This is a genomic window from Shewanella electrica (assembly GCF_022321485.1).
GTDB lineage: Bacteria > Pseudomonadota > Gammaproteobacteria > Enterobacterales > Shewanellaceae > Shewanella > Shewanella electrica.
On the sequence record NZ_JAKOGG010000004.1, the window covers coordinates 245728 to 258679 of the forward strand.

12 protein-coding genes are annotated in these 12952 nt (G+C 49.2%); 7 read left to right on the forward strand and 5 right to left on the reverse strand.

The genetic code is table 11. The features are described 5' to 3' along the window. Window positions 1-44: 44 nt before the first annotated feature. Complete coding sequence (locus L9G74_RS08010; RefSeq protein ID WP_275297314.1) at window positions 45-1439, reverse strand: M20/M25/M40 family metallo-hydrolase; 1395 nt, start codon at window positions 1437-1439, stop codon at window positions 45-47. A gap of 133 nt (window positions 1440-1572) precedes the next feature. Between L9G74_RS08010 and L9G74_RS08015 the strand changes: the two genes are divergently transcribed. Continuing rightward, complete coding sequence (locus L9G74_RS08015) at window positions 1573-1869, forward strand: ArsR/SmtB family transcription factor (RefSeq protein ID WP_037444692.1); 297 nt, start codon at window positions 1573-1575, stop codon at window positions 1867-1869. A 63-nt stretch (window positions 1870-1932) separates the two neighbouring features. On the opposite strand, the gene rpsT is transcribed toward L9G74_RS08015, so the two are convergent. After that, on the reverse strand, window positions 1933-2199 hold the full coding sequence (gene rpsT, locus L9G74_RS08020) for a 30S ribosomal protein S20 (RefSeq protein WP_238895779.1): 267 nt from the start codon (window positions 2197-2199) through the stop codon (window positions 1933-1935). 255 nt (window positions 2200-2454) lie between these two features. Here rpsT and murJ point away from each other — a divergent pair, with 255 nt between their 5' ends. The 6 genes from murJ to ispH are packed head-to-tail and all read left to right on the forward strand — an operon-like array spanning window position 2455 to window position 9760. Further along, entirely contained in the window at window positions 2455-4020 is a 1566-nt protein-coding gene (gene murJ, locus L9G74_RS08025; protein ID WP_238895780.1) for a murein biosynthesis integral membrane protein MurJ, read from the forward strand. Window positions 4021-4078: 58 nt separating this feature from the next. Further along, window positions 4079-5014 carry a bifunctional riboflavin kinase/FAD synthetase gene (gene ribF / locus L9G74_RS08030; RefSeq protein ID WP_238895781.1) on the forward strand — a complete coding sequence of 312 codons (936 nt, stop codon included), beginning with the start codon at window positions 4079-4081 and terminating at the stop codon, window positions 5012-5014. A gap of 30 nt (window positions 5015-5044) precedes the next feature. Then, a complete protein-coding gene (ileS, locus tag L9G74_RS08035; RefSeq protein WP_238895782.1) occupies window positions 5045-7864 on the forward strand; it encodes an isoleucine--tRNA ligase in 2820 nt (939 codons plus the stop codon). 10 nt (window positions 7865-7874) lie between these two features. Next, window positions 7875-8381: a signal peptidase II gene (gene lspA / locus L9G74_RS08040; protein ID WP_238895783.1), complete on the forward strand. Its 507-nt coding sequence runs from the start codon at window positions 7875-7877 to the stop codon at window positions 8379-8381. Continuing rightward, entirely contained in the window at window positions 8374-8799 is a 426-nt protein-coding gene (fkpB, locus tag L9G74_RS08045) for an FKBP-type peptidyl-prolyl cis-trans isomerase (RefSeq protein WP_238895784.1), read from the forward strand. Before lspA ends, fkpB begins: the two co-directional genes overlap by 8 nt. Window positions 8800-8830: 31 nt before the next feature. Further along, entirely contained in the window at window positions 8831-9760 is a 930-nt protein-coding gene (ispH, locus tag L9G74_RS08050) for a 4-hydroxy-3-methylbut-2-enyl diphosphate reductase (RefSeq protein WP_238895959.1), read from the forward strand. Between the two features lie 70 nt (window positions 9761-9830). Here the strand turns inward: ispH and L9G74_RS08055 are convergent, their stop codons facing one another. The 3 genes from L9G74_RS08055 to tal all read right to left on the reverse strand — a co-directional run bounded on the left by L9G74_RS08055 (window position 9831) and on the right by tal (window position 12815). Further along, window positions 9831-10016: a DUF3545 family protein gene (locus L9G74_RS08055; RefSeq protein WP_238895785.1), complete on the reverse strand. Its 186-nt coding sequence runs from the start codon at window positions 10014-10016 to the stop codon at window positions 9831-9833. A 187-nt stretch (window positions 10017-10203) separates the two neighbouring features. Beyond that, on the reverse strand, window positions 10204-11841 hold the full coding sequence (pgi, locus tag L9G74_RS08060; RefSeq protein ID WP_238895786.1) for a glucose-6-phosphate isomerase: 1638 nt from the start codon (window positions 11839-11841) through the stop codon (window positions 10204-10206). 20 nt (window positions 11842-11861) lie between these two features. After that, window positions 11862-12815: a transaldolase gene (tal, locus tag L9G74_RS08065; RefSeq protein WP_238895787.1), complete on the reverse strand. Its 954-nt coding sequence runs from the start codon at window positions 12813-12815 to the stop codon at window positions 11862-11864. Between the last annotated feature and the right edge of the window lie 137 nt (window positions 12816-12952).

A 12952-nucleotide genomic window follows, 5' to 3' on the forward strand; every position in this document is an offset into this window, starting at 1 on the left:
GGTAGTGCGTATCACTTTGGAAACAAACTACCTTGCCAAGATGATTACTTGATAGGACGCAGTTCTAGGGACGACTGCGCCATCAGGTAGGCAAACTGTGCATAAACTGCCACGTTTTGCGCCAAGGCTGCGGGATCGATTTTATCCAACGTATCATTCGGCGTGTGGTGGTAATCAAAATAATCACGCCCATCTTGTCGCAGTGACGCTACTGGCACGCCGTGCGCGGGCAGCAATGAGACTTCTGAACCGCCGCGGGCGTTGTTATCCCCTTGCTCTACATCGGCATGTGCCAGTGGTGCTAGCAGTTGCTGTGCTTGGCTGAATACAGCGGGGGCTACACGCAAATCGGCGCGATAGATAGGGCCTGCTCCAAAGTCAGATTCAGCGGCGATGTAGTGTTTGCTCAGTTCAGCTTTATGTTGCTCCACATAAGCTTTACCGCCGATCATGCCGATCTCTTCTGCGGCAAACAGCACCACACGAATTGTCCGCGCTGGACGTTCTGGCAGTTCACCAATCAACTTGGCTGCAGCGGTAACAATCGCCACGCCTGAGGCATCATCAATGGCACCGGTGCCTTCATCCCATGAGTCGAGATGTGCCCCAAGCAGTACGATTTCGTCAGGCTTAGTGGCACCGGTAAATTCACCAATGACGTTGTAGGTGGTCATGGTACCGAGGTCTTTAGGGGTCAACGTCAGTTGAATGCTGACATCTTGGCTGCGGGCCAACATCGCCGTCAACTGGTCAGCATCTGGCGCACTCAGTGCCGCAGCTGGAATTTTAGTGACATCATCGTCATAGCGCATCATGCCGGTGTGTGGCATACGATCACTGTCGGTGCCGATAGAGCGGATCACAATGGCGACGGCGCCGAGCTTGGCAGCTTCTACAGCACCATTTACCCGTGCGCCCACGGTTTTACCGTAACCTGCACCAGTCTTGAAACGTTCGGTCTTTTGGTCGATAAAGACGATCTTGCCTTCAACATTCTTCTTATTTGCATGTTTTAGCGCGTTAAGATTGTCGAAACGAACAATATTGGCAGTTAATCCCTTTTCCGGTGTGGCAACACTGCCACCTAAAGCGGTCAGAACTAAGGGCTGAGGGTAGGGGGCCACAACACGGGCGCTAGCGCTTCCTCGCTGCCAAACAGGCACTACAACGGGTTCTTTGTATACTTTATCAAACCCGAGTGATTGTAATTTGGCGGTGGCCCAGTCAACCGCGAGCAAATCTTCGGCACTGCCAGCCAGTCTTGGACCTATCTCGACTGTCAAAGATTCAGCAATTTTGTAGGCTAGGTCAGATTGTTGCGCTTTTGAATTGAGAGATTCTGCAACCTTTTGATTTGCTTCGTAAGTTGTTGCATAGGATCCATTGGAAAACCAACCCAATAACAAGCTTGCGGCAAAAATAGTTAGGGTGTTTCTCATATAATTCCTTATTTTTTATATGTGTGTCCCATTTTTAGAAATAATGTACCAAAAAATGTGCTTTACGTCCCGTCTCTCTGTGTAAGCCAACGCTATATTAGGGGTGGAATTTATTTTAGGAGAGAAGGCTCGTATGAATATTGAGTTAATGCAACAGCGAGCGGACCACGCAGTGGTTTTGCTGAAAGCGCTGGCCAATGAGAGACGGTTATTTATTTTGTGCTATCTGCTGAATGAAGGCGAGATGTGCGTTGGTGAAATGAATAAGAAGCTCGGGTTGAGTCAGTCAGCGTTATCGCAACATCTGGCGTGGCTGCGCAAGGATAATCTGGTCACAACGCGCAAAGAGGCCCAAACGGTATACTATTCACTGAAAAGTGAAGAGGTCCGTGAGATCATTCGTCTGCTCGATAATATGTATTGCCACTAATTATCAAATAGCAGACATAAAAAAACCGGCTTACGCCGGTTTTTTTAATGACATTCGAATCAATTAAGCAGCCAGTGCTTTGATACGAGTGTTCAAACGTGACTTATGACGAGCAGCCTTGTTCTTGTGGATCAGGCCTTTGGTTGCCATACGGTCAAGAATAGGTTGTGCAGCGTTGAAAGCTTCAACAGCAGCAGCGTGGTTACCAGCTCTGATAGCAGCGATAACTTTCTTAACGTAAGTACGCATCATTGAGCGGCGGCTCGCATTATGTTGACGACGCTTTTCAGATTGAATTGCGCGTTTCTTTGCAGTCTTGCTATTAGCCAAGGTGCAACTCCTAAAAACTGGAATGATAACTTTTAAAGGCCGAGTAGAATGCACGTTTTTCGCTACGTTGTCAATGACACCGGTGGAAAATCCGCCATAAAAGCAAATTATTCCGCAGCGATTTGGTGTTCCTCAACCCAACTCGTGTAAGATGGGGCGCATTCTAACAGCAAAAACTAGCGTGTGACAGCCCAAAAAGGAAATTTTGAGATTTTGCGCTGTATTGGCTGGACTTCCAAATTCAGGGTGAGTTGATTGAGTAGAAAACTGGTTCGTTCTGGACTCATTGTGAGTGCAATGACGTTGATTTCCAGAGTGTTGGGTTTAGTGCGTGACGTAGTGGTCGCTAACCTGATGGGCGCAGGTGTCAGTGCTGATGTGTTCTTCTTTGCTAATAAAATCCCTAACTTTCTCCGACGACTGTTTGCTGAAGGAGCATTTGCCCAAGCGTTTGTGCCAGTGCTGACGGAATATCAAGAAACCAAAAATAAAGATGAGGTGCGTGAGCTACTCGCTAAAGTCGCCGGTACCTTAGGTTTTTTGGTGACCATCGTGACTGTCATTGGTGTCGTGGCCTCGCCAGCACTAACAGCATTATTCGGCGCCGGTTGGTTTGTGGCGTGGCTGCATGGTGAGGCTGACGGCGCCAAATTTGAGCTAGCGTCGCTCATGCTCAAAATCACTTTCCCTTACTTATGGTTTATCACCTTTACGGCACTGGCGGGGGCGATTCTCAATACTCGTGGCCGTTTTGCGGTGTCAGCATTTACCCCGGTATTTTTGAACGTAGCGATTATTGCCGCAGCTATTTATCTCAGTCCACAACTTGATCATCCTGAGATTGGCCTAGCTTGGGGGGTATTTGCTGGCGGTGTGATTCAGTTTCTGTTCCAAATCCCTTTTTTGTGGCGCGAGCGTGCCTTGGTGCGGCCGCAATGGGGCTGGCACCATGAAGGTGTGGTCAAAATTCGCAAGTTGATGCTGCCAGCGTTGTTCGGTGTCAGCGTATCGCAAATTAACCTGTTGCTAGACACCTTTATTGCCAGCTTCTTGGTGACAGGCTCGATCAGTTGGTTGTATTACTCCGACCGCTTATTGGAGTTTCCGCTCGGTCTTTTTGGTATCGCCATTGCCACAGTGATTCTGCCAGCCTTATCTAAGCGCTTTGTAACGGCAGATAAGCAAGATTTTAATGACACCATGGATTGGGGCATTCGCGCAGTGATTCTGCTTGGTTTGCCTGCCATGGCGGGGCTCATCGTGTTAGCGCAGCCGATGCTGATGGTGCTGTTCATGCGTGGCGAATTTGGTGTTAGTGATGTGGCCCATGCTGGCGCATCGTTAGTGGCTTATGGCTCCGGTCTACTGAGTTTTATGCTGATCAAGGTGCTCGCGCCGGGATATTACGCGCGCCAAGATACCAAAACTCCGGTGAAATACGGCATTATCGCTATGGTTAGCAATATGGTATTCAACATTATTCTAGCGATTCCGTTTGGTTATGTCGGTTTGGCCATCGCCACCTCGATGTCGGCGGCCCTGAATGCTGGCATGTTGTACCATGGCTTGCACCAACGCGAGGTGTATCGCTTAAGTGGCAAAACCTTAGTGTTTATCGCCAAAGTGTTACTGGCGGCATTCGCCATGGTGTCGTTGTTGATCTATTTGACGCCGGATGTTCATCAGTGGGCGCAGTGGCATTTTGCCGAGCGTGCCATTCATCTATTGAGCTTAATTGGTGCTGGGGCGGCGATGTATGCGGTGGTGTTACTGATCACTGGTATTCGACCATGGCAGGCAAAACCTGTGTCCAAGGGCTGATTATCATCATGAGCTGGTATATAATCCGCCAATTTACGCCGAAGCGGTCATTTTTGGTATGGAATTGATTCGCGGAATTCACAATATTCTGCCCAAACATCATGGGTGTGTATTAACCATTGGTAATTTCGATGGGGTACACCGCGGCCATGCGGAAGTGGTTGGTAACTTAGTTAAACGCGCGCACCATTTGGGATTGCCCGCCGTAGCTATGACCTTTGAGCCACAGCCGCAAGAGCTATTTTGTGGGGATAATGCACCAGCAAGATTAAGCTTGCTGGCCGACAAGCTGCGTTTGCTGGAAGAGTTAGGCATAGAACGCGTATTGTGCGTTAACTTCAATCAACGTTTTGCCAGCATGCAACCAGAAGAGTTTATTGCCGAATTGCTTGTTAAGCAGCTCGGCGTTAAGTATCTGGTGGTTGGTGACGATTTTCGTTTTGGTCAGCAGCGGCGAGGCACCTTTGAGATGCTATGCAAAGCTGGCGAACAGTTTGGTTTTGCCGTGGTCAGCACTCAGAGCTTTCTGGTGGGCGATCAACGTGTCAGCTCGACCATGGTACGAGAAGCGCTCGCCAAAGGTAATTTAGAGCTGGCGCGACGGTTATTAGGGCATGCGTATGTGATGTCTGGTCGCGTTGCTCATGGAGAAAAAATTGGCCGAACCATTGGCTTTCCTACCGCTAATATCGCGTTGAAACGTAAAGTCGTCCCGATCAAAGGGGTGTTTGCGGTGCGATTATGGTGGGATGGCAGTGACGTTTATGATGGGGTAGCCAATATCGGTTATCGCCCCACGGTACAAGGACAAAACTGCCAGTTGGAAGTGAACTTGTTCGACTTCAACGACGATTTGTACGGTAAAAAAGTCGCCGTAGAACTGGTGGCTAAGATTCGTGATGAAAAGCCGTTCCAGTCTTTGGACGCGCTAAAACAACAGATTAATTATGATGTTGACAAGGCTAAGGCCTTACTCAGCAAAGATGCAGGCTGATTTTTCAGTCAACAAAATGGTAAAGGATCGATGAGCGACTATAAATCAACTCTGAATTTGCCGGAAACTGAGTTTCCGATGCGTGGCAACCTGGCAAACCGGGAACCCGAAATGCTTGATCGCTGGAACAACGACAATCTGTACCAGCAGATCCGCAACAGCCGTGCTGGCCGTGATTTATTTATTTTGCATGATGGCCCTCCATATGCGAACGGCGACATTCATATTGGTCACTCAGTTAATAAGATCCTTAAAGACATTATTATCAAGTCAAAAACCTTGTCAGGTTTTGACGCGCCATACGTGCCGGGTTGGGATTGCCACGGCTTGCCAATCGAGCTGAAAGTTGAGCAAAAAGTGGGAAAACCAGGGCAGAAGATCTCTGCTGCTGAATTCCGTGCAGAGTGCCGCCAATACGCCGCTAAACAAGTTGACGGTCAACGTAACGACTTTATCCGTCTGGGTGTGTTGGGCGATTGGAGCAATCCATACCTGACCATGAACTTCGACACTGAAGCCAATATCATCCGTTCATTGGCAAAAGTGATTGATAACGGCCACCTGCAAAAAGGTGTTAAGCCAGTGCACTGGTGTACTGACTGTGGTTCTGCGTTGGCTGAAGCCGAAGTGGAATACGAAGATAAAACGTCACCCGCCATTGATGTGGCATTCACCGCGGTAGATAGCGCCAAAGTGGCGGCAGCATTTGGTGCTGCGGCTAGCAACGATATCGCCATGGTGATCTGGACCACTACGCCGTGGACGTTACCAGCGAACCGCGCTTTGTGCGTGAGTGCTGATTTGGACTACGTGCTGGTTGAACTGCAACTGGAAAGCGGCGTTAAGCACTTGGTGCTGGCAGAAGCGCTGTGGGAAGAATGTGCTAAGCGCTATGGCGCAACTGACACTAAAGTGTTGGGCCGCACTAAAGGTGATACTTTGGAGCTGATGCAGTTCCAACACCCATTCTATGACTTTTCTGTGCCAGTGATTTTGGGCGACCATGTGACTACCGATTCAGGTACCGGCGTAGTTCACACCGCGCCCGGTCACGGTCAAGACGACTTCGTGGTAGGTAACAAGTACGGCCTAGAAGTGGCTAACCCGGTAAACGATGAAGGGGTTTATAAAGATGACACCCCACTGTTTGCTGGTCAGTTTGTTTTTAAAGCCAATGATGCCATTGTGGAGTTGCTCAAAGAGCGCCATGCGTTAATGCACTTTGAAAAATATAACCACAGTTATCCGCATTGCTGGCGCCATAAAAAACCGATTATCTTCCGTGCCACGCCGCAGTGGTTTATCTCTATGGATAAAAACGGCCTGCGTAGCCAAGCGCTGACAGAAATTGCTGAAACTCAGTGGATCCCTGAATGGGGTGAAGCACGTATCGAGAAGATGGTTGCCAACCGCCCAGACTGGTGTATCTCGCGTCAACGTACTTGGGGTGTACCCATCACCTTGTTTGTGAACAAGGAAACCGAAGAGTTGCACCCAGACAGCGTGGCCCTGATGGAGCGCATTGCGCATCGTATCGAACAGCAGGGCATTCAAGCGTGGTGGGATTTAGATGCGGCAGAAATCTTAGGTGATGATGCTGACAAATATCGCAAAGTGACTGACACCTTAGACGTGTGGTACGACTCAGGTTCAACCTTCTCTACCGTGGTAGGTACTCGCCCTGAATTCCAAGGCAAACGTGCTGACCTGTACTTAGAAGGTTCAGACCAACACCGCGGTTGGTTTATGTCATCACTGATGCTGTCGACTGCCATGCATAACGAAGCACCTTATAGCCAAGTGCTGACTCACGGTTTCACCGTGGATGCCAAAGGCCGCAAGATGTCAAAATCACTCGGTAACGTGATTGCACCGCAGAAAGTCACCAACAGCTTAGGCGCCGATATTCTGCGTCTGTGGGTCGCTTCTACCGACTACAGTGGTGAGATGACTGTTTCTGACGAGATCCTCAAACGCAGTGCTGATGCGTATCGTCGTATCCGTAACACAGCGCGTTTCTTGTTAGCTAACTTGAGCGGCTTTAATCCAGCAACTGATATGGTCGCCATTGAAGATATGGTAGCGCTGGATCGTTGGGTGGTACGCCGCGCGCATGCTGTACAGCAAGAGTTACTGCAAGCTTATAACGAATATAACTTCCACGTAGTGACTCAAAAATTGATGCAGTTCTGCTCGGTTGAATTGGGTAGTTTCTATCTGGATATCATCAAAGATCGCCAATACACCGCGAAAGCTGATGGCAACGCTCGTCGTAGCTGTCAATCGGCGCTGTTCCTGATCTCTGAAGCCTTGGTACGTTGGATTGCGCCAATCCTCAGCTTTACTGCTGATGAAATCTGGCAACTGCTGCCGGGTGAACGTGAACAGTACGTATTTACCCAAGAATGGTATGACGGCCTGCGCAGCGTCACTTTGGATAACGACTTGAGCGATGACTACTGGCAGCAACTGCTGACGGTGCGTGACGAAGTCAATAAAGCGTTGGAACAAGGCCGTCGTGACAAAGTGATTGGTGGTGCATTGGAAGCGGAAGTGACCTTGTTTGCTGATGCTGAGCTGGCTGCCGCATTGGCTAAGTTGGATGATGAGCTGCGTTTTGTGCTGTTGACCTCCAAAGCGACCGTAGCACCGTTAGCTGATGCTGTGGCTGAAGCAAACGACACTGAACTGAAAGGTCTGAAGTTGCTGGTCGCTGCCACCTCGGCTGAGAAATGTGAACGCTGCTGGCACCATCGCGAAGATGTTGGTGTGAACAGTGCGCATCCGCATCTGTGTGGTCGCTGTGTGACTAACATTGAAGGTGATGGCGAACATCGCCACTTTGCATAAGGTGACCCGCATGCCCGCTGATTGGAAACAAAGTGGCCTGCGCTGGTATTGGATAGTTGGTTTGGTGATTCTGGCCGACCAACTATCTAAACAGATCATTCTGGCTACCTTTAAGCTTAACGAGTCGCTCAACCTGCTACCGTTTTTCTCGCTGACCTATCGGCAAAATACTGGCGCTGCTTTTAGCTTCCTGCATGATGCAGGCGGCTGGCAGCGCTGGCTGTTCGCCTTGGTCGCTATCGGTTTTAGTGTGGTGCTAACGGTATGGTTACGTCGCCAGCATTGGACCGAAAAACTCACTGGTGTGGCGTTTACCTTAGTGATTGGTGGTGCTATCGGTAACTTGATAGACCGCTTAATGCATGGTTTTGTGGTGGATTTTCTGCACTTCTTTTACCAAGACTACCACTATCCGGCCTTTAATATTGCTGACTCGGCGATCTGCGTTGGTGCGGTGCTGATTATCTTTGAAGGTTTCTTCGTTAAAAAGCCGCACGAGGATAAAAGCAATGGCTGATGTTACCCGTTCACTACTGTGCCATATGGTGATCAAGCTTGACGATGGTTCAACCGCTGAGAACACGCGCAATAGCAATCAACCCGCGTTGTTGAATATTGGCGACGACAGCCTCAGCCCGGCATTTGAGCAAGCGTTGGTCGGCCTGCAAGTTGGCGATAAAACCGAGTTTACTCTAGCGCCTAAAGACGCGTTTGGTGAGCCGAATCCGGACGCTATCTACTATCTTGACCGCAGCAAATTTCCGGCAGATATGCAGCTTGAAGCTGGGGTTATCGTTGGTTTTGCTGGCCCTGGTGGCAGTGAAATCCCGGGGATTGTACGCGAGGTTGCGGGCGATTCTGTTACCGTGGATATGAATCATCCATTAGCTGGACAGACATTAACGTTTCAACTTGAAGTGATTGAGGAGCGCTAATATGACCGCATTAAAACCTGCTGCTGGCGGGCTGAATATTTTACTGGCCAATCCTCGTGGTTTTTGTGCTGGGGTTGACCGCGCTATCAGCATCGTTGAGCGTGCACTTGAGCTGTTTTCTCCACCTATCTACGTGCGCCATGAAGTGGTACACAATCGTTACGTTGTGCAAAACCTCAAAGATCGTGGTGCGGTATTTGTCGACGAACTCGATCAAGTGCCTGATAACAGCATAGTGATCTTCAGTGCTCACGGTGTATCACAAGCGGTGCGTCTAGAAGCCAAGTCTCGCGGTCTTAAAGTGTTTGATGCAACTTGTCCGCTGGTCACCAAAGTGCATCTGCAAGTGACCCGTGCTAGCCGTAAAGGTATCGAGTGCATTCTGATTGGTCACGAAGGCCACCCAGAAGTGGAAGGCACCATGGGGCAGTATGACAACCCAGAAGGCGGCGTGTATCTGGTCGAGTCGGTTGAAGACGTGGCCAAGATGCAGGTGAAGAATCCGGATAACTTGTGCTTCGTTACCCAAACCACCTTGTCAGTAGATGATACTCAAGACATCATTGCCGCGCTGCAAGCGCGTTTCCCTAGCGTCGAAGGACCACGCAAAGATGATATCTGTTATGCCACGCAAAACCGCCAAGACGCGGTGAGAAAGCTGGCCTCTGACGTAGATATGTTGATTGTGGTGGGTTCTAAGAACAGCTCTAACTCTAATCGTCTGCGGGAACTGGCGGAAAAGTCGGGCACCCGTGCTTATCTGGTCGATACTGCCGAAGATATCAACTGCGATTGGTTTGAAGGTGTGACTAAAGTGGCCGTGACTGCGGGCGCATCGGCACCTGAGGTGTTAGTGCAGCAAGTGGTAGAAGCGGTTGCCGCTGCGGCACCGAGTGTGGTGACGGAAGTTGAAGGGCGTGAAGAAGATACCGTATTTGCGGTACCGGCTGAATTGCGTTGAACCTTGAGTTATTAATCAATAAAAAGCCCCGTCAATCGGGGCTTTTTTACAGGAAATTCTACTTGTGAAGTTAAATTAGCAAACTGTCCAAATCATCTTCAAAGCTGCTGTCGATATCGCGTAATTCTTTCAGCAAACGATGTTTTTCTTTTAGCGCTTCAATCTCGCGCCACTTCCGTTTTTTATTTGAACCGCGAGAGCGACTTGATGTCTCACTCACTTCTTCCAGCGCACTACCGTAGCCTAAACGATCCATGGCAACCTCCTGTTGTAGTTTTTCTCAGCACTTAAATAGCACAGATATTAAACAGAGTGCAAGAGGAATGTTTCGTAGCTGTTACGGAAAGGCGACAGTTAAATGAAAATAAGTTTACGGTAATTAGAACAAAAAAAGCCGACGTAAACCGTCGGCTTTTTTTAATAACAATATTATCAACTTAGCGTTAGATGTTGCCTTTTTTAAACGCGTTGATAAGACCGTTGCTAGAGGCATCTAGCGCATCGCAATCGCCGTCAGCGGCGAGACGAGCTAACACATCGTTACCCAAGGTTTTACCCAGTTCCACACCCCATTGGTCAAATGAGTTGATGTCCCAGATTGTGCCTTGCACTAACGTGCGGTGCTCATACAGTGCAATCAATGCACCCAAGGTTTGCGGTGTCAGCTTATCCATCAAGATGGTATTGCTTGGCTTATTGCCAGCCATCTCTTTGTGTTTAGCAATCACGGTTTTCTCCGCGTCAGACAGCTTGCTGTTTTTCAACTCTGCCATCGCTTCATCGAAGGTGCGACCTTGCATCAGTGCCTGAGTTTGACCAAAGCAGTTAGAAGCTAACTGAATATGGTGCTCGCCCAGCGGATTGTGACTCTGCAGCGGCAGAATGAAATCCGCAGGGATCAGCGCGGTACCTTGGTGCAACAACTGATGGTAAGCATGCTGGCCGTTAGTGCCTTCACCGCCCCAAATTACTGGGCCAGTGCTGTAGTCCACTTGTGAACCGTCCATCTTGGCTGACTTGCCGTTACTTTCCATATCCAGTTGTTGGAAGTAAGCAGGTAAACCACGCAGATAATGGTCATAAGTCAGCACCACGTGCGATTGCGCGTTAAAGAAGTTGTTGTACCACAGCGATAACATCCCCATCAGTACTGGCATGTTTTCACTAAATGGTGCTGAGGCAAAGTGCGCGTCCATCTCACGTGCGCCAGCGAGCAATGCACGGAAGTTATCCATGCCCACCAGCAGTGCAATCGGCAAACCAATGGCTGACCACAGTGAATAACGACCGCCCACCCAATCCCACATTGGGAAAATGTTGGTTTCGTCGATACCAAAATCGGTCGCTTTAGCTACGTTTGAGGTGATGGCAGCAAAGTGTTTGGCAACATCTTGCTGGGTACCACCGTTGGCAAGGAACCAAGCTTTGGCGCTCAGCGTATTGGTCAGCGTTTCTTGCGTACCAAATGACTTAGACGATGTCAGGAACAGGGTGGTTTCTGGATCGACTAATTTCAGCTTTTCGGCAATAGAAGTCGCATCAACGTTAGCAACGTAATGACATTTCACCGCGCCAGTCCAGTAAGGACGTAGTGCTTCTGAGGCAATTTTGGGCCCCAAGAATGAGCCGCCGATACCGATAGATACCACGTCAGTGATTGTTTTGCCGGTGTAGCCTTTCCAGTTGCCTTGATGAATGTCAGCGACGAACTGTTCCATCTTGTCCAGCGTGGCTTGCACTTCTGGCACAACGTTTACACCATCAACGCGAATATCGGCGTCGGCTGGCGCACGCAGGGCGGTGTGCAGCACGGCGCGTTGTTCGGTGGTGTTGATGATTTCACCGCTGAACATCGCGGCAATTTTTTGCTCTAGACCCGCTTCCTCAGCCAGTGCCAGCAGTTGTTGCAGCACGGCGTCTGTCACGCGGTTTTTAGAGTAATCAAGAAAAAGGCCACACTGCTTCAGCGACATCTGTTCAAAGCGCTGTGGATTGTCAGCAAACAGTTTACGCATGTGCGGCAGGTTGCCACTTAACTGTGACAACGCCTGCCATGCAGGAGATTGTGTCAGTTGAGTCATGATGTCTGTCCTGCGGTTAATTAAGCGAGTTTCGCGGTCAGCATGGTTTCCAGTTTGCCTTGGTCGATAGCAAAGTTACGGATACCTTCAGCCAGTTTTTCTACTGCCATTGCGTCTTCGTTAAATTCCCAACGGAATTGCGCTTCGGTCAGCGGTGCTGGTGCTGCTTCAACATCTGTAGTCGCAATCAGTTTAGTTTCGATAACGGTATCGGCGTTTGCCAACTCTTCGAGCAGGTTCGGGCCAATCGTCAGACGGTCACAACCGGCCAGTTCGATGATTTCGCCAGTGTTACGGAAACTGGCACCCATCACTACGGTTTTGTAGCCATGTTTCTTGTAGTAGTTGTAGATGCTAGTCACTGATACTACGCCTGGGTCTTCGCTTGCAGTGTAATCTTTACCGGTGCTTTTTTTGTACCAGTCCAGAATACGGCCCACGAATGGAGAGATCAGGAATACGCCAGCTTCGGCACATGCACGGGCTTGGGCAAAGCTAAACAGCAGCGTCAGGTTACAGTTGATGCCTTCTGCTTCCAGCTCTTTGGCGGCACAGATGCCTTCCCAAGTTGAAGCCAGTTTGATCAGGATGCGAGATTTATCGATACCCGCGTCGCTATAGAGTTTGATCAGTTTTTTGGCTTTTGCGATGGATGCTTCTTTGTCAAAAGACAAACGCGCATCCACTTCAGTAGAGATGCGGCCAGGAACGATTTTCAGAATTTCCAAACCGATGTTGACTGCCAGTTTATCGCCAGCATCTTCCAGTTGTTGAGCGGCATCGCTGCTTTGAGCTTTCGCCCAAGTAACGGCTTCATCAATCAGTGCGGCATATTCAGGGATTTGTGATGCTTTCAGAATCAACGATGGGTTGGTTGTAGCATCTTCAGGTTGGTAACGCTTGATTGCTTCGATATCACCGGTGTCGGCAACAATAGTCGTAACTGATTTTAATTGCGCTAAGGTATTGGCCATGGATAACTTCCTTTAGATAAGCTGTCATTAATGCTGCTTTTCAGACTGGCTATTAGACGCTAAATTGTATTACTTTTTCAATTCGTCAATGAAAAAAAATTACAATTGTGGCTGAAATCAACCAACAAAAAGCAGGT

Bases quoted from the DNA above. Each gene is read 5' to 3' on its own strand.
- lspA (WP_238895783.1), top strand. From the start codon at position 7,875: ATGCCCGCTGATTGGAAACAAAGTGGCCTGCGCTGGTATTGGATAGTT.
- ileS (WP_238895782.1), top strand. From the start codon at position 5,045: ATGAGCGACTATAAATCAACTCTGAATTTGCCGGAAACTGAGTTTCCG.
- tal (WP_238895787.1), bottom strand. From the start codon at position 12,815: ATGGCCAATACCTTAGCGCAATTAAAATCAGTTACGACTATTGTTGCC.
- ribF (WP_238895781.1), top strand. From the start codon at position 4,079: ATGGAATTGATTCGCGGAATTCACAATATTCTGCCCAAACATCATGGG.
- L9G74_RS08055 (WP_238895785.1), bottom strand. From the start codon at position 10,016: ATGGATCGTTTAGGCTACGGTAGTGCGCTGGAAGAAGTGAGTGAGACA.
- L9G74_RS08010 (WP_275297314.1), bottom strand. From the start codon at position 1,439: ATGAGAAACACCCTAACTATTTTTGCCGCAAGCTTGTTATTGGGTTGG.
- pgi (WP_238895786.1), bottom strand. From the start codon at position 11,841: ATGACTCAACTGACACAATCTCCTGCATGGCAGGCGTTGTCACAGTTA.
- fkpB (WP_238895784.1), top strand. From the start codon at position 8,374: ATGGCTGATGTTACCCGTTCACTACTGTGCCATATGGTGATCAAGCTT.
- L9G74_RS08015 (WP_037444692.1), top strand. From the start codon at position 1,573: ATGAATATTGAGTTAATGCAACAGCGAGCGGACCACGCAGTGGTTTTG.